Here is a 16,235-nt window from a genome sequence, read left to right as displayed (position 1 = left end):
CGCAGTCATGGCCATCCGTCTAGGACTCGGTCTTCCCCAGCTCCGGCAGTACGACCTCGCCAAGGACGTGACGGACGTGGCCCGTACCGCCGAGCAGATCGGCTACGACAGCCTGTGGGTGTACGAGCGGCTGCTGGTCCCGGAGTCCCCGTCCCAGGGCCTGTACGGCATCCCGGGCCTGCCCTGGCCGGACTGGTACCGCGGCATGGCCCATTCACTGGTCACGCTGACCCTGGCCGCGGCGGTCACCGAACGGGTCCGGCTGGGCACCGGCATCGTGGTCGCGCCGCTGCACGGGCCCGCCCAGCTCGCCAAGGCCCTCGCCACGCTGGACGCGGCGAGCGGCGGGCGGGTGATCGCGGGGCTGGGGCCGGGCTGGTCGACCGACGAGTTCGCCGCCGCGGCCGCACGGCCCTACGAGGAGCGCGGCGAGGCGCTGGACGAGGTGATCGACGTGTGCCGGGCGGTGTGGGGCCCGGACCCGGTGTCGTACGAGGGCCGCACCACGAAGATCGACGCGGCCGTGGTCGGTCCCAAGCCCGCGCGGCCGATCCCGATCCTGGTGGCCGCGTCGGGCAAGAAGGCGATGACGCGGGTCGTGGACCACGGCGACGGCTGGATCCCGGTCGCCATGGGCGCGCAGGCGTACGCCGACGGGTGGCAGCGGCTCCAGGACATCGCCGCCGAGCGGGGCCGGGCGCAGCCGATCGAGCGGGTGCCGCGGGTGAACGCCCTGTACTCGGCCAAGGCGTACGACGGGGCCGACCGCCAGCCGTACCAGGGCAACGCCGAGCAGCTCGTGGAGGACCTCGCGGCCCTCGCCGAGGTCGGCATGGACGAGGTCCTGCTCGACCTGCAGACCACTCCACGCGACGCCCGGGAACTCAAGGACGTCGCCGCGGAGGTGTACGAGAAGGCACGGGCCGCCGGGCTGTGAGGGCCCTTGGGGCAGCCCTTGATCGCAGTCCTTGAGCGCAGCCCTTGATCGCAGCCCTTGCGGGCTCAGTCCTCCGGCAGCTCGACCGGCGCGATCTCGTCGTAGACGTCACCCGGACCCGGGTTGGTCGCGTCGGTCGCCCCGCCGAAGTGGTGCATCACGCCCCAGACCGCGTTCAGCGCCGTCTGGACGGCACCCTCGGCCCAGCCGGCCGTCCAGGAGATGTCGTCACCGGCGAGGAAGATGCCGCGCTTGTCCTCGGGCAGCCGGTCCTGCATGAAGTGCGTGAACAGGCGTCGCTGGTAGCGGTAGTGGCCGGGCAGGTTGGCCTTGAACGCACCCATGAAGTAAGGCTCGTTCTCCCAGGACACGGTCACCGGGTTGCCGATGATGTGCTTCCTGATGTCGACCTTCGGGTAGATCTCGCCGAGCGACTTCAGCATGACCTCCATCCGCTCGTTCGCGGACAGCGGCAGCCACTTCAGGCTGTCGTCGCACCAGGTGTACGACAGACAGATCACCGCGGGCTTGTCCGGACCGTCGTCGAGCAGGTAGGTGCCGCGCGTCATCCGGTCCGTCAGGGTCATCGACATGACGTCCCGGCCGGTCTCCTCGTCCTTGTCCAGCCAGAAAGGCCGGTCGACCGGGACGAAGAGCTTCGAGGACTCCATGTAGTGGGTGCGCTCGATCGCCGTCCAGTGGTCGATCGGGAAGAGCGAGTCGTCGCAGGCGATCTTCGACAGCAGCATCCAGGACTGGGCGGTGAAGATGGCCGCCTTGTAGGTGCGGATGTCGCCGTTCGCGTCCGTCACCGTGATCTGGTGGCCGGCCGTGCGGTGCAGCCGGGTCACGGCCGGGCGGGGCGCGCCGTTCTCGTGCAGCTTCGCGAGCGAGGTGCCGTAGGCCCAGTGGACGATCTTCTCCGGCTCGCGCTCCCACAGCCTGAGCGGCAGTTGCTGGGAGCCGCCGACGATGCCGCGGTGGTGGTCGTCTGCCTCGGTGTAAACGACGCGCAGGATCTCCAGGATGGAGTTCGGGAAGTCGGTGTCCCAGCCGCCGGTGCCGAAGCCGACCTGACCGAAGATCTCGCGGTGCCGGAAGGACTTGAAGGCCTCGGAGTCGCAGAGGAAGCCGTAGAAGGTCTGGTTGTCGAGCTTCTCGACGAGCTTGGACCAGATCTCGCGGATGCGCGGCACGTCGCGCTCGCGCATGGCCTGGTTCATGTCGGAGAAGTCGGCGCCCTCTTCGAGGCACTTGTTCCAGGCCGCGGCGACATCGCGGTAGACCTGCGGGAGGTCGTCGATCGTCTCGGCGTAGTGCGACTCGCCCTTGAGGTCGACGACGGTCGAAGGCGTCGCTTCGGCAAGGGGGTTGGGGAAGGGACGGGTCTCGAGCCCCACGAGGTCGATGTAGTGCTGGAGGGCCGTGGAGGAGGGCGGGAAGCGCATCGCGCCCATCTCGGCGGTCAGACCCTCGGTGCCCTGGCCGTCGAAGCCGACGGTCCGCAGTCGCCCGCCGATCTGGTCGGCCTCGTACACGACCGGCTTGAGGCCCATCTTCATCAGCTCGTAGGCGGCCACGATGCCGGAGAGCCCGCCGCCGATGACCGCGACCTCGGTGCCGTGCTCGGTCGCGGGTATCTGGCCGAGCCCCGCCGGGTGGGCGAGGAAGTCGTCGTACGCGTACGGGAAGTCCGGGCCGAACATGGTGATCGGCGGCTGCTGAGAGTCGGCGTGCTCGACGGCGTTGGGCACGGTGGACGTCATGGGGTACGGACTCCTTGCGACTGCGACAAAGAAAGCGGGGGGAGGCTCAGGGGGTTTCAGACCAGGGACCCGTACAGACCGGGGCGGCGGTCCTTCAGATACGGGTTCTCCTCGCGGGAGGCGGCGAGGAAGGCGGGGTCGACGTCGGCGAGGACGAGCTCCGCACCGCGGCCGGCGCGGGTGCGGGCGACCCCGTCGGGGCCGGCCAGCGTGGACAGTCCGACGAACTCGAACTCCCCTTCCTGGCCGACCCTGTTGACGTACGCGACGTACATCTGGTTCTCGAAGGCCCGCACCGGGATCATCGACTCGGCGACGAACTGGAACGGGTGCATCTGCGCGGTCGGCACGACCAGCAGGTCGGTGCCGGCGAGGGCGTGGGCGCGGACGTTCTCCGGGAACTCGACGTCGTAGCAGATCAGGATGCCGACGCGGAGGCCGTCGAGCTCGGCCTGGACCACCTGCTGGTCCCCCGGCGTGAAGTGGTCCCGCTCGAAGCAGCCGAAGAGGTGCGTCTTGCGGTAGTTGGCGAGGCGGTCGCCGTCGGCGGAGACCAGCTGGGCCGAGTTGAAGACCGTGTCGCCGGCCCGCTCGGGGTAGCCGTACGCGATCGCGAGGCCGTGCCGGGAGGCGATGGCGGCGATCGCGTCCGCGGAGTCCCCGTCGGCGGGCTCGGCGAGGCGGCGGATGTCGTCGCCGATCGCGTACCCGGTCAGGAACATCTCCGGCGCCGCCAGCAGCCCGGCCCCCGCGGCGGCGGCCCGTCCCGCGGCCTCGTCGAGGACCTTGAGGTTCTCGACGGTCGAGCCGGGGCGGCCGGAGCTCTGGAGCAGGGCGGTGCGCATGCGTGATCCTCACCGGGCGGAAGTGGTTGGGGAGCCATCTAGAAGGTACGGGCGGCTGACCAGGCCGGACAAGAAGGAGCCGTTGCGCGCCGGTGAGCGGTTTGTTGCGTCGGTCATGCGTCCGGCGGTGATTCGTTGCGCGCCCTCGGGCGGAGGTCCGGTCCTCCTCGCAGCGGAGGGGCGCGCGGGTGTCCCCGCCGTACGGCGGAGGCGGGGTCCCGTCCTCGGTGCGATGTGGCCGGGGCGCGCTGCCGCGACAGTGGTGACTGTCCGGTTGACCTGCGGAAAGGACCGCCATGAACCGCCGTACGAGGACTGTCGTGCTCTGCTGTGCGCTGCTGCTGCTCACCGCCGGAACCGTCGGCCCCGCCGCCACCGCGACGGACGGGCCGCAGCAGCGGGAGGCGGCGGCCCTCACCGGCACCGCCGAGCTGTACCGCTCGGCCGGGGACGACATCACGTTCTCCTTCGATGCGCATCTGGCGGCGAAGGACACCGGCGACCCGATGAAGGCCGCCGGCACTTTCGAGTTCAGCCACTACCGGGACGACTTCGGCGCCTGGGCCAGGGCCGAGGTCGACTGCCTGATCACCGGCGGCAAGGTGGCCGTCGTCTCCGGTGTCATCACCGACTCCGACCTGCCGGGCGCCAAGGGCAAGCGGGTCGGCGTCACCGTCCACGACCTCGGCCGCCATGACCGGCTCGGCTACAGCTGGGCCGCGACGGGCCGTCCCGGCGCCGGGCAGGAGCCGCCCAAGTGCGTGAGCTCCGCCCCCTTCGAGAAGGTCGAGAAGGGGACGGGTGACTTCACGGTCGTGCCTTGGCGTCCCGAGCTCTAGTCAGCAGCAGCGCGGTCAGCAGGTAGGGCACCGCGAGCAGCGCGAACACGGTGCCGTGGGCGGCCGCTCCGCCGAGGACCGCGTAGCTGCCGTACACGGCGACCGTCGCAAGCTCGGTGCCCAGCCCCGCGACCGAGGTGAGCGTGGCCCGGCCGGTGTCCTCGATGCAGTGCTGGAGCCGGGCGTCGGCGAGGACGGTCGCCAGCTGGAAGCCGCCGAAGGCGAGGGCCACCAGGCCGATGCCGACCGGTGTACCGGACAGGGCGCCCATGGCCAGGGCGAGCGCGGCGGCCGTGAGCAGCCACGCCAGTCCGCCGGTACTGAGGCGTTCGGCCGGACCGGCCAGCAGACCACCGGCCGTGGCTCCGGTCCAGATCAGCAGGAGCAGATAGGGAACCAGTCCGTCGGTCACGCCGGTCTCCCGCACCAGGAGCGGCGTGTACTCGTCGAGCGCGCCCCATACGGCGCCGACGGCCGGCACGAGCAGCACCGCTCCCCGCAGGGAGCGGTCACCCCGGGCGGCGGCGAGTCCGGCCCGCAGCGTCGCGGCCCAGTCCTCCCCGTCGCCCTCACTCGCCGAACCCCGGTTCTCCGGGAAGCGAGCGCCCATCGCCGCCGTCGAGAGGCAGGCCAGCACACTGGCCGCGCCCACGGCCGGGTAGCCGCCGAAGGCGAACACCGGCCCGGCGGCGGCCATCGCCGCCATGACGCCGATCAGGCCCGCCGCCCTGGCCCGGCCTATGACGCGCGCGTACTGCCCGGCCGCGCCGAGCCGGTCCAGCTCGTCGTAGACCAGGGCCTCCAGCGCACCGGAACCCAGGGCGCCCCGCGCGCCCCACAGGACGAAGCCGACCGCGAAGGCCCAGTACGACGGGACCAGCACCCACAGGGCGAAGCCCACGGCGGTGAGCAGCGGGCCGAGCCACAGCAGCAGCCGGCGCGAGACGGCGTCGGCCCAGGCGCCGGAGGGCACCTCCAGCAGGACGCCGGTGATCGACCACAGGGCGAACAGCGAGGAGATCTGCCAGAGCGACAGTCCGGTGTCGGTGAAGAGCAGCGCGTACACCGGGTAGAGCAGGACGAAGTCGTCCAGGAACATGTAGCCGTACAGCGTGGCCGCGAGGCGCCGGACTCCGGCGGTGGGCACGCGTGCAGGTGAGAGTGTCATGAGGCCTTCCCGTAAGGGCGGTTCGGACGCCGGAGGTACGGCATCCGAGGCGGCCCTCGGGAGGCACGGCTGGTGGATCAATGTCGCCAGGTCATGACACCGATGGTAGGCGGATGGGGCTCGGCTGTGCAGGGAAAATCGGGGGCCGTCCGCCCTGGCGCCCTCCGCCGGGGAGGAGGCACGGCTCCGCCGAGCGGCGACGAGCATCGGCCCGGCGAAGGAGGCCGTCGCCCGTGTCCGCGTACAAGACTGCCGATCGGAAGCCCCACCCGCCTGCCGAAGGGACCCGCATGGACGCCACTGACATCCCCGCCCTGCCGTTCGTCGACGAGCACACGACGGTCGTCGCCTCTGACGCCGACAAGGTGTGGCGGGAGCTGGCCGACATGATGGACCGCACCTTCTCGCGCGGACGATCCGTGGGCGTCGTGCATTGGCTCGGCTGCGCCGACCGCACGCCCTCCGGACCCCGCCCACTGGCCGTGGGATCGACTCTGCGCGGCTTCCGGGTGGCCGTGGCGGACCCGGGCCGGGAGCTGGCCCTCGTGGGAGGTCACCGCTTCTCGTCGTACGCCCTGGTCTTCCGCCTGGACGAGGCAGGCCCCGGACGAACCCGGGTGCGGGCCGAGACCCGGGCAAGCTTTCCCGGCCCGGCGGGAGCCGTGTACCGACGGCTCGTCATCGGCACGGGCGGCCACGCAGTGCTCGTACGCCGCATGCTGAAACGGCTGCGGTCGGACAGCGCCCTATGAGGGGCGCGGGGCTGCATTGAATATGCGGCTACCGCCGCGCGGGCGCGACAAGCCCCCACCAGCCCGCGGACAAAACACTACGTCGGCGACCCGGAAGAAAACCGCCGCAGCAACGGCGACAGCACGAGCACCGACTTGGTCCGTTCCACGAACGGCTCCCCCGCAATCCGCTCCAGGACCCGCTCGAAGTGACGCATGTCGGAGGCGAAGACCTGCACGATCGCGTCCGCGTCCCCGGTGACGGTGGACGCGGCCACGACCTCCTGATAGCGCTCCAGCCCCCGCCGAATGGTGTCGGGAGAGGTGTTGTGCCGGCAGTAGATCTCGACGAACCCCTCGGTCTCCCAGCCGAGGGCCGACGGGTCCACCCGTACGGTGAAGCCGGTGATGGCCCCGGTGGCGCGCAGCCGGTCCACGCGCCGTTTCACGGCGGGCGCGGACAGGCCGACGAGCTGCCCGATGTCCGCGTAGGAGCGGCGGGCGTCCTCGGCGAGGGCGTGCACGATGCGTTCGTCGAGATCGTTCAGCACTGCGGGTGGTTCACTTCACTTCTGATGCGACTGGTACGTCTGCTGCGTCTGCCGCGGCAAGACGGGACCGGCGATAGCCGTACAGGAAGTAGAACACGAGACCGGCGGCCATCCAGCACCCGAAGACGACCCAGGTGACGGTGTCGAGGCTGAACATGTTGTACGCGCAGAACAGGAAGCCCAGCACCGGCAGCACCGGCCCGAACGGCACCCTGAACGTGCGCTCGAGCTCCGGCCGCTTGTAACGCAGCACGATGACGGCGATGTTGACCAGCGCGAAGGCGAACAGTGTGCCGATGCTGGTGGCGTCGACGAGCTTGCCCAGCGGGATGAGGGCAGCGAGCGCGGCGCAGAACAGGGACACGATCACCGTGTTGAGGCGGGGCGCGCCGGTCTTCGCGTTGACCTTGCCGAGCGCCTTGGGCACCAGGCCGTCGCGGGACATCGCGAAGAGGATGCGGGTCTGGCCGTAGAGCACGGTGAGGACGACGCTCGCGATGGAGATGACCGCGCCGAGGGCGAGCAGGGTGCCCCAGAAGGACTTGCCGCTGACGTCATTCATGATCGCGGCGAGGGAGGCCTCGGAGCCCTCGAACTTCTTCCAGTTCCAGGCACCGACGGCGACACCCGCGACGAGCACGTACAGCGCGGTCACGATGATCAGCGACAGCATGATCGCCCGCGGCAGGTCCCGCTTGGGGTCCTTCGCCTCCTCACCGGCGGTGGAGGCGGCGTCGAAGCCGATGTAGGAGAAGAAGAGCGTGGCGCCCGCGGCGCTGACGCCCGCCATGCCGAGCGGCATGAAGTCGGCGTAGTTGCCGGACTTGAAGCCCATGAAGCCGACGGCGCAGAACAGCACGAGCGCGGCGATCTTCACCGCGACCATGATCGTGTTGGCGCGGGCGGACTCGCGGACACCGCCGAGCAGGAACACCATCGCCAGCAGGACGACGATCAGGGCGGGCAGGTTGATGATGCCGCCCTCACCGGGCGCCGAGGACAGCACGGAGGGGATGGTGACGCCTATGGTCCCGTCGAGCAGTTCGTTGAGGTACTCGCCCCAGCCGACGGCGACGGCGGCCACCGAGACGCCGTACTCCAGCACCAGACACCAGCCGCAGACCCAGGCGACGAGCTCGCCCATCGTTGCGTACGCATACGAGTACGAGGAGCCGGCGACCGGGATGCTGCCGGCCAGCTCGGCGTACGACAGGGCCGAGAACAGCGCGGTGAGACCGGCGATCACAAAGGCCAGGGTGACCGCGGGGCCGGCCTCGGGGACGGCGTCGCCGAGGACGACGAAGATGCCGGTGCCGAGCGTGGCACCGATGCTGATCATGGTGAGCTGCCACAGGCCCAGGGAGCGCCGCAGGGACCCTCCCTCGCCCTGGCCACCCTCTGCGACCAGGTGTTCCACGGGCTTGCGACGCATCAGGCGCGCGCCGACGCCGGGGGACGCGGGGGCGGCGGTCTGGCTTCTGTTCTGCGGGGGTGCGCCTTGGTCGAGCACGCGCTGGCTCCTTATCGCTGCCATTCAGGGCGGCGGGAACCGACGGCATCCCTGCGAGCAGGAACCCACGAGCGGGGTTCCCGCCACGCCACGTACGAGGCGACAGCCTATGAGGAGGGGCGTTGCCGTTGTAATGCAGCAACCTTGCGTGTGCCCGCAAGATCATTGCGTTCATCGGGGCTGGGTGGGGGTTCGTTGCGCGGTGACTTTCGACCGTTGCATACAGGGTGCTCAGCGAAGTTCTCTGACGAGGAACGTGCAGGGGTCGACGCACTCACGGGTCGCGCCGTCGACGTCCTCGTACGAGTAGCGGTCGAGGTACTCGATCAGGGGCCGATAACCGAGGCGGGCGTAGAGGGCGGCTGCTCGCGGGTTGTCCACCGCGACGCCGATACCGGCTTGCGCCAGACCTCGCTCCCGGGCCAGGCCCTCGGCTGCTCGGATCAGTTCGCTGCCGATACCTCGCGAGCGGAGTTCCTCGGGCCAGACGGCCAGCCCGCCGATCTCAGGACATCCGGGCCGTACCTCGCGCACTTCGGGAGCGTCGCAGCCGATCCAGCGCATCTCGGTGTGCCCCACCGGACGCCCGTCCAGCCAGGCGACGAGATACGTGCACTCTCCCACCTCCTGGCGCGCGAATCGCCGGGCGTGGAACGAGGTCCTGCCGGGCGAGCCCATGTGCCGGTCGAGCAGGGCGACATCCGGGGCGGTACAGACGGTGATCTCCATGCCCCGACCGTAGGGCCTGGGCATGCGAAACGGCCCCCGGCTTTCCCGGCGAGCGGGTCAACGGGGGCCGTTTCCAAGGGCGTTGAGCCATCAGCTCCAGCTGGCGTGCAGCGGCTTGCCCTCCGCGTACCCGGCCGCGCTCTGGATGCCGACGACGGCCTTCTCGGCGAACTCCTCGAGGGAGCCCGCACCCGCGTACGTGCAGGACGACCGCACGCCCGCGATGATCGAGTCGATCAGGTCCTCCACGCCCGGCCGGGCCGGGTCGAGGAACATGCGGGAGGTGGAGATGCCCTCCTCGAACAGCGCCTTGCGGGCGCGGTCGTAGGCGGACTCCTCGGAGGTGCGGTTGCGCACGGCACGCGCGGAGGCCATACCGAAGGACTCCTTGTACGCGCGCCCCTGGGCATCGTGCTGAAGGTCGCCCGGCGACTCGTACGTGCCCGCGAACCAGGACCCGATCATCACGTTGGAAGCACCGGCGGCCAGCGCCATGGCGACGTCACGCGGGTGCCGGACACCGCCGTCGGCCCACACGTGCTTGCCGTACTTCTTCGCCTCGGCCGCGCACTCCAGCACCGCCGAGAACTGCGGCCGGCCGACGCCGGTCATCATGCGGGTCGTGCACATGGCGCCCGGTCCGACACCGACCTTGATGATGTCGGCGCCGGCCTCCACGAGGTCCCGGACACCCTCGGCGGCGACGATGTTGCCGGCGACGATGGGCACCTGCGGGTCGAGCGCGCGCACCGTCCTGATCGCGGAGATCATCGACTCCTGGTGGCCGTGCGCGGTGTCGATGACGAGCGTGTCGACGCCCGCGTCGAGCAGTTGCTTGGCCTTGCCCGCGACGTCGCCGTTGATGCCGACGGCGGCCGCTATGCGCAGCTTGCCGTTGGCGTCGACGGCGGGCGTGTACAGCGTGGCGCGCAGGGCGCCCTTGCGGGTGAGGATGCCCGCGAGGCGGCCGTCCTTGTCGACGGCCGGGGCGTAGCGCCGGTTGTGGTGGTCGAGGGTGTTGAAGGCCTCGCGCGGGTCGAGGTCCGCGTCGAGGAGCAGCAGGTCACGGGACATGACCACTTCGAGCTGGGTGAAGCGGTCCACGCCGGACAGGTCGGAGTCGGTGACCACGCCGATCGGCTTGAAGTCCTCGTCGACGACCACACCGGCGTTGTGCGCGCGCTTGGGCAGCAGGGCCAGCGCGTCGGCGACGGTCTGGTGCGGGGCCAGCACGATCGGGGTGTCGAGGACGTGGTGGCGGCTCTTCACCCAGGAGATGACGTCCGTGACGACGTCGATCGGGATGTCCTGCGGGATGACCACCAGGCCGCCGCGCCGGGCCATCGTCTCGGCCATACGGCGGCCGGCGATGGCGGTCATGTTGGCGACGACCAGCGGGATCGTGGTGCCCGTGCCGTCCGGGGAGCTGAGGTCCACGCCCTGCCGCGAGCCGACCGCACTGCGGCTCGGGACCATGAAGACGTCGTCGTACGTCAGGTCGTACGCGGGCTGGATGTCATTGAGGAAACGCACGTGCTGCACATCCCAGTCGATCAGAGGTGGCCCCCGGACAGGTCAGCCAGGGGGAAGAGCACGTACTTCATTGTCCCATGCTGACCGGAATGCGATGCACGGTCGCTTCATACGAGCAGGTCAGAGGTGCGTTAGGAGGAACCTCCAAGCGGGGAGGCGGGACGGGCGAGAACGCTCGCCTCGGTGAGGGCGACAGGGGCGACCGGCTGCAGGGCCCCATGGAGGTGGACCAGGCTGTCCCCGCTCGCGCCGCTCTGCGCGTGGTCCACGGCGCCCACGACCAGGTGGTGGTCTCCCAGCCGGATGCGGTCGTAGCGGGAGCAGACCAGCCAGGACAGGCAGTCGTCGAGGAGGGGGACGCCATGGGGCCCGGTGTGCCAGCGGGTGGGAAGGGCGAACCGGTCGACGCCGCGGGCGGCGAAGCGTCTGGCCAGCTCCACCTGGTCCCCGGCCAGGATGTGGATGGCGAACCAGCGGCTGTCCTTGATCCGGTGCCAGGTCGAGGAGGTGTCGGCCAGGGCGAAGGAGACCAGTGCGGGTTCGGTGCTGATCGACGTCAGCGAGGTGACGGTCACCCCTGCGGGGCCGGCGGAGTCCGCGGCGGTGAGCACCGCGACCCCTGATGCGTAGGGTCGCAGGGCGGTACGCAGGGCCGTCCCGTCGATGGTCATGGCCGGGTCCCGTTCATGTCGTTCCTCGTCATTCCTCTGGTCGGTGCGCGACTTCCTTGGTTTGGTGCGCGTCCTCCTGCCGTCGGTGCGCGTCGATGTGCACCGGTCGCAGTGCGATCGCTGCCGCCACCGCGACCACCAGCAAGATCGCCGATCCGGTGAGCACCGCGACCTGCAAGCCGTCGGTGAACGCCTCGATGCTGCCCTGCCTCAGTGCCGCGCCCGCCGGGTCCGGCAGGGTCTCGGCGACCTTCACCGCCGCCTGCAGCGTGGCGCGCGTCGCCTCAGCCGCCTCGGGCGGCAGACCGGGAGGGATGACGTCCGTCACCTCGCGGCGGTACACCGTCAGCGCGATGCTTCCGAGCATCGCGATGCCGACGGCGCCGCCGAACTCGTTGCTGGTCTCCGACAGTGCCGACGCCGACCCCGCGCGCTCCCGTGGCGCGGTGGCGACCACGACATCGGTCGCGAGCAGGACGACCATGCCCACGCCGAAGGTCATGATGCTCGCGCCGGTCACGATGACGGCGAGCCCGTCGTCCGACTCCACCAGGCTCATCACCGCGAAGCCCGCACCGGCGAGGGTGAGACCGGTGCACATCACGAACACCGGCCGCAGCCGTTGGGCCAGCACTCCCGCCGCGGTGAGCCCGAGGAACAGCGTGGCGACCGCCGGCAGTTGCCACAGGGACGCGACCAAGGGCCGCAGCCCCAGCACCGACAGCGCGTACTGCGAGGTGAGCATCATCATGCCGAGCATCGCGAACTGCACCACCGTGGTGGTGGCGATGGCGGTGCTGAACGCACGGTCACGAAACAGCCTGGTGTCGATGAGCGGGTCGGGTGAGCGGCGCTGGCGGCGGATGAACAGCACCCCGACCGCGAATCCGGCGACGACCGCCACGACCGCCCTCCCGTCGAGGTGGCCCTCGGCGAACCGCTTGGCGCCGTAGACGACGGGGAGGACCGCCGCCAGCGACAGTGCCGCACTGAGCAGGTCGAACCGCTCCGGGCTGGGGCTGCGGTACTCCGGCAGCAGGATCGGGCCGAGCACGATCGCCAGCAGCATGACCGGCACGTTGATGAGGAACACCGAGCCCCACCAGAAGTGCTCGAGGAGCAGGCCGGCGGTGATCGGGCCGAGCATCGCGCCGGCGGCGAACCCCGCGGTCCACAGACCGATCGCCGCGCGGCGCTGTCCCTCGTCGTGGAACATGTTGCGGATCAGGGACAGCGTGGACGGCGCCAGCGTCGCGCCGGCCACCCCCAGCAGGGCCCGGCTGGCGATGAGCAGTCCGGGACTGCTCGAGTAGGCCGCGAGAACCGACGCGACACCGAACCCGGCCGCCCCGAACAGGAGCAGTCTGCGCCGCCCGATCCGGTCCCCCAGCGCACCCATCGTGATCAGCAGGCCCGCCAGCAGGAATCCGTAGATGTCCATCACCCACAGCACCTCGGAGGTGGTGGGGGCGAGATCGGCCGCGACAAAGGGCACCGCGTAGAACAGCACACTGATGTCCATCGCCACGAGCACGCAGCACAGCACGATCACCACGAGGCCGAGCCACTCCTCGTGCGTGGCCTTGCCGTGCGTGACCTCGGCATCTCGGGCGGAGGGTGCGCCGGGGGTCCCGGTCACCGCGGACCGCCTCCGGTGATCGCCCGGGTGACCGCGGCCGACTGCGACGCGGCGCACGTCGTACCCGCCGCGGGCGTCTTCCCGGTCAGCAGGTACTCGGCTTCGTGGGCGCGGGCGCAGGCGGAGTTGAGGATGCCGGTGTGGCCGTCGCCCTCGACGGTGAGCAGCCGGCCGCCGTCGATCTTCGCCGCGACCCGCTGGGCCCACCGGTACGGGGTTGCCGGGTCGAACCGCGTGTTGACCAGCAGGATCGGCGGTGCGCCGCGGACCTTCAGCGGGGCGGGCGGATTGGCGGCGGCCACCGGCCAGTCCAGACAGCCGCTGGTCCAGTCCCAGAACTCCGAGTAGCGCCAGGTGTGCGGGGCGATCGCCCGCAGGTGGGCGGCCTGCGTCCGCATGTCGAGGAATCCGCGGGTGTTCGGCGCGAAGTCGTGGCAGCCCACGGTCCGGTACGCGGGGTACTCCGGCTGGAGGAACGACGCGGGGGCCACCAGGTTCGTGGCGTCGGCGGCCCCGGCCTGTCCTGAAGCTGCCGCGAGCGCACCGGCCAGGTGCGGCCACGTCGACGGCTGGGTCAGGTAGGTGTACGCGCCGGCCGCGAGTTCCTCCGCGTTGGCGTCGCGGCCGAGGGCCGCCGCGGGAATGCCCGATGTCCCGGCCCGGTGCATGACCGCGTCGTACACGGCGACCGCGTCGGTGCCGCGCAGTGCGCAACTCCCGTCGCCCCGGCACCAGTCGGCGAAGCGCCGCAGCGCCTTCTCGGTGGCGCGGGCCTCGTCGACCGCGGCCAGGCGGGCCGGCCGGCTGTGGTCGACGACGCCGTCGAGCACCATCGTCCGGACCCGGTCCGGATGGCGCTGGGCGTACAGCGAGCCGATCTCGGTCCCGTACGACAGTCCCAGCCAGGAGATCTTCTCGGCGCCGAGGGCCTGGCGCAGGGCCTCGACGTCGGAGACGACGCTCGCGGTGTCGACGTGGTCGATCAGCGGGCCGGTCGCGTCACGGCATGCCTGCCCCGCCGTACGGTTGAACCGCTTCAGCTCCTCGAACGCGGCGCGGGTGCGCGGGAACTTGCTGACCGCGGGGTCGTGCAGCGGTTTCGGGCAGGTGAGCGGCGTGCTCCGACCGACGCCGCGCGGATCGAACCCGATCAGGTCGAACCGGTCCCGCAGCGCCTCGAACTCGGGAGCGGCGGTGAGCAGGTCGCTGTAGGCCACCACGGCCGCGCCGGAGCCTCCCGGACCGCCGGGGTTGAACAGCAGCGGGCCGATCCGGTTCTCCTGGTCCCGGGCGGGGAGCCTGGAGAGGGCGAGGGTGATCTTCCTCCCGTCGGGCTTCGTCCAGTCCTGCGGCACCTGTATCGCCGCGCACTGGGCGCCGGGCACCGATCCCTCGCCGCAGTCGGCCCAGGCGATAGCCTCCGCGGTGGCAGCGCTCGGCTCCTCGGCCCCGGCCGAACCCGGCAGCACCACTGCGAGTGCGGCGGTGCACGCCGCGACGGTGACCGCCCGGACGCGCCGGGACCACCGCACAGGTTCTTCGGACATGTCTGTTCCTTCGTCCTTGTGTCGTTTCATCGGTTCGCCGTCTCCCGGATCCGGTGTCAGCGGGCTCTGGCGACCACGGCGATGAGTGAGCTGCCGGCGGGCGCGGGCAGTCGGCGGGTGAGCCAGTGATCGATGCGGCTCAGCCGGTACATCAGCTGGTTGACCGGCCGCGCCGGGGCCTTCACGAAGTGGCTGTGCTCCGAGGCGTCCGCCTTGAACAACAGCCGGCGCAGGAAGAGCGGCAGCACCGTCCACGCGTAGTAGTAGCGCAGTTCCAGCACGCGCAGCCCCGCGCTCTCCAGCGCGGTCCGCAGGGATGCGCGGGTGTAGCGCCGGAAGTGGCCGCTCAGTTCGTCGAACTCGCTCCACAGCGCCATGAGCGCGGGGACGGTGATGACGCCCCGGCCGTCGGGGCCGAGCAGGGATGCCACCCTGCGCAGCGCCGCGCCCTGGTCGTCGATGTGCTCCAGCACATCGAGCATCAGCACCAGGTCGTGGTCGGCGCCGCGCGGCCGCCCCTGCACGAAGTCCGCGACCTCGATGCGGTCGCGCCGCGGTGAATCGGGCGCCACGAGCACGCGGTCCGGCTCTATCCCCTCCAGGTCGCCGAAGGGTTCCAGCCGCCGCCAGATGAACCCGTCGCCGCAACCGACGTCGAGGATCTTCGCGCGGCGGCCGTTCCACCGGCCGTGCTTGCCGACGTAGTGCAGCACCTGGTGTTCGCGAGCACGCCACCACCAGTGGGTACGGTAGATCTCGCCGTAGACACCGCTGTACGCGGCATCCATGAGGGTCGAGTCTCCTGCCGGGTCGGCCGCCGTCCCGCCGCCGTCATGCGTTGCCGGATCCACCTTCATCAGCCCTACTCCGTGGGTTCTGTCCGGCCGCCGGTGCGGGAGGCCAGATGGCGGCGCTCGAGCTCGCGTTCGGAGCCGCGCAGCGACACGATCTCCTCGAAGCTCGGCATGACCGGCTCGTCGTCACCGCCGACCAGGCTGCGGGTGACGTCCGTCAGCAACGCCTTGAGTGCCACCGGGTTGCGCAGCAGCGCATGGCCCGAGACCGCGACCTCGACGATGTGGTGCTGGTCGAGGCCCGCGGCCTCGAACGCCTTGCGCACGTCTGCGATGTCCACCCAGTCGTCGTCGGCGGCGACGAAGTTGCGCACCGGGACGTTGAGCACCGACAGCGCGTCGATCGTGGCGGACAGTTCCCACCAGTCGACGGTCCTGGTCTCCGCGACGATCGGGCGCGGGTCCACCGAGTGCTTGTCGATCTGCACCCGAGCGGGCAGCGCGTCCAACTCCCAGTCCAGGTAGTCGACGTCGAGCACCTTGACCAGGGTCTGCCTGCCGTTGACGACGCCGAGCATCAGCGCGATGTTGTCCGCGCACTTCTTGTCCGCCGCGAGCTGCAGCACCGGCAGTGCCGACAGGCTGGTGGCGACCATCGAGACGGACTCCACCCCCTCGCGTGCGCACACGGTGTCGACCACGGCCGTGAGGGCCTCCATCAGCTGGGTGATGGAGTAGTCGACGATCTCGCCGTCACTGAGCCCGACGTGGTCCAGCGCGTCGAACCGGTACACGGTGGCGCCGTTGTACACGAGCATCAGGGCCAGCACCCCGGAGCTGCGCATCCGCTGGCCGAACCCCGGCGCCATGACGACGACGGGCCCGGTGGCGTCCTTGTCCGGCGGGCTGTCCCGCCATACCGCGACGGTCCGGCCGTCCTTGGTCTTCACGTCGAAGCACTCGGTCGACATGGCT

15 protein-coding genes are annotated in these 16,235 nt (G+C 70.8%); 3 read left to right on the top strand and 12 right to left on the bottom strand.

Going from position 1 to position 16,235, the window contains the following annotated elements; genetic code table 11:
• Positions 1-7: 7 nt before the first annotated feature.
• Positions 8-937 (top strand): LLM class F420-dependent oxidoreductase, encoded by a 930-nt coding sequence (locus ACZ7L6_RS37320; protein ID WP_471931880.1) that lies wholly within the window; start codon positions 8-10, stop codon positions 935-937.
• A gap of 65 nt (positions 938-1,002) precedes the next feature.
• Here ACZ7L6_RS37320 and ACZ7L6_RS37315 read toward each other — a convergent pair whose 3' ends face one another.
• On the bottom strand, positions 1,003-2,703 hold the full coding sequence (locus tag ACZ7L6_RS37315; RefSeq protein WP_471931878.1) for a flavin monoamine oxidase family protein: 1,701 nt from the start codon (positions 2,701-2,703) through the stop codon (positions 1,003-1,005).
• 56 nt (positions 2,704-2,759) lie between these two features.
• Entirely contained in the window at positions 2,760-3,548 is a 789-nt protein-coding gene (locus ACZ7L6_RS37310; protein ID WP_471931876.1) for a carbon-nitrogen hydrolase family protein, read from the bottom strand.
• Positions 3,549-3,844: 296 nt separating this feature from the next.
• On the opposite strand from ACZ7L6_RS37310, the gene ACZ7L6_RS37305 reads away from it, so the two are divergent.
• On the top strand, positions 3,845-4,387 hold the full coding sequence (locus tag ACZ7L6_RS37305) for a Repetin (RefSeq protein ID WP_471931874.1): 543 nt from the start codon (positions 3,845-3,847) through the stop codon (positions 4,385-4,387).
• Here the strand turns inward: ACZ7L6_RS37305 and ACZ7L6_RS37300 are convergent.
• Positions 4,356-5,555 (bottom strand): MFS transporter, encoded by a 1,200-nt coding sequence (locus tag ACZ7L6_RS37300; RefSeq protein WP_471931872.1) that lies wholly within the window; start codon positions 5,553-5,555, stop codon positions 4,356-4,358. The two genes, ACZ7L6_RS37305 and ACZ7L6_RS37300, sit on opposite strands and share 32 nt — an antisense overlap.
• Before the next feature lie 290 nt (positions 5,556-5,845).
• Here ACZ7L6_RS37300 and ACZ7L6_RS37295 point away from each other — a divergent pair, with 290 nt between their 5' ends.
• Positions 5,846-6,307, top strand: coding sequence for a hypothetical protein (locus ACZ7L6_RS37295; protein ID WP_471931870.1), 462 nt, complete (start codon positions 5,846-5,848; stop codon positions 6,305-6,307).
• A gap of 77 nt (positions 6,308-6,384) precedes the next feature.
• Here the strand turns inward: ACZ7L6_RS37295 and ACZ7L6_RS37290 are convergent, their stop codons facing one another.
• From ACZ7L6_RS37290 to ACZ7L6_RS37250, 9 genes are all read right to left on the bottom strand, one after another.
• Positions 6,385-6,837 carry an Lrp/AsnC family transcriptional regulator gene (locus tag ACZ7L6_RS37290; RefSeq protein WP_433037648.1) on the bottom strand — a complete coding sequence of 151 codons (453 nt, stop codon included), beginning with the start codon at positions 6,835-6,837 and terminating at the stop codon, positions 6,385-6,387.
• Between the two features lie 10 nt (positions 6,838-6,847).
• Positions 6,848-8,347: an amino acid permease gene (locus tag ACZ7L6_RS37285; RefSeq protein ID WP_471931868.1), complete on the bottom strand. Its 1,500-nt coding sequence runs from the start codon at positions 8,345-8,347 to the stop codon at positions 6,848-6,850.
• A gap of 231 nt (positions 8,348-8,578) precedes the next feature.
• Entirely contained in the window at positions 8,579-9,076 is a 498-nt protein-coding gene (locus ACZ7L6_RS37280; RefSeq protein ID WP_471931866.1) for a GNAT family N-acetyltransferase, read from the bottom strand.
• 90 nt (positions 9,077-9,166) lie between these two features.
• Positions 9,167-10,609, bottom strand: a complete 1,443-nt coding sequence (locus tag ACZ7L6_RS37275; RefSeq protein ID WP_471931864.1) for a GuaB1 family IMP dehydrogenase-related protein — start codon at positions 10,607-10,609, stop codon at positions 9,167-9,169.
• Between the two features lie 131 nt (positions 10,610-10,740).
• Positions 10,741-11,280, bottom strand: a complete 540-nt coding sequence (locus tag ACZ7L6_RS37270) for a flavin reductase family protein (RefSeq protein WP_471931862.1) — start codon at positions 11,278-11,280, stop codon at positions 10,741-10,743.
• Positions 11,281-11,308: 28 nt separating this feature from the next.
• Positions 11,309-12,919, bottom strand: coding sequence for an MFS transporter (locus ACZ7L6_RS37265; RefSeq protein ID WP_471931860.1), 1,611 nt, complete (start codon positions 12,917-12,919; stop codon positions 11,309-11,311).
• Complete coding sequence (locus ACZ7L6_RS37260; RefSeq protein ID WP_471931858.1) at positions 12,916-14,466, bottom strand: alpha/beta hydrolase; 1,551 nt, start codon at positions 14,464-14,466, stop codon at positions 12,916-12,918. Before ACZ7L6_RS37260 ends, ACZ7L6_RS37265 begins: the two co-directional genes overlap by 4 nt.
• A 56-nt stretch (positions 14,467-14,522) precedes the next feature.
• A complete protein-coding gene (locus ACZ7L6_RS37255) occupies positions 14,523-15,323 on the bottom strand; it encodes a class I SAM-dependent methyltransferase (RefSeq protein ID WP_471931856.1) in 801 nt (266 codons plus the stop codon).
• Between the two features lie 5 nt (positions 15,324-15,328).
• The gene (locus tag ACZ7L6_RS37250) at positions 15,329-16,231 is read right to left on the bottom strand and encodes an alpha/beta hydrolase family protein (protein WP_471931854.1); all 903 of its coding nucleotides are present in this window, start codon (positions 16,229-16,231) and stop codon (positions 15,329-15,331) included.
• Positions 16,232-16,235 lie beyond the last annotated feature (4 nt).

It is taken from the genome of Streptomyces sp. NPDC107522 (assembly GCF_055657525.1).
The sequence above is the reverse complement of the archived record's forward strand: the minus strand, read 5'-3'. Positions and strand labels throughout refer to the sequence as shown.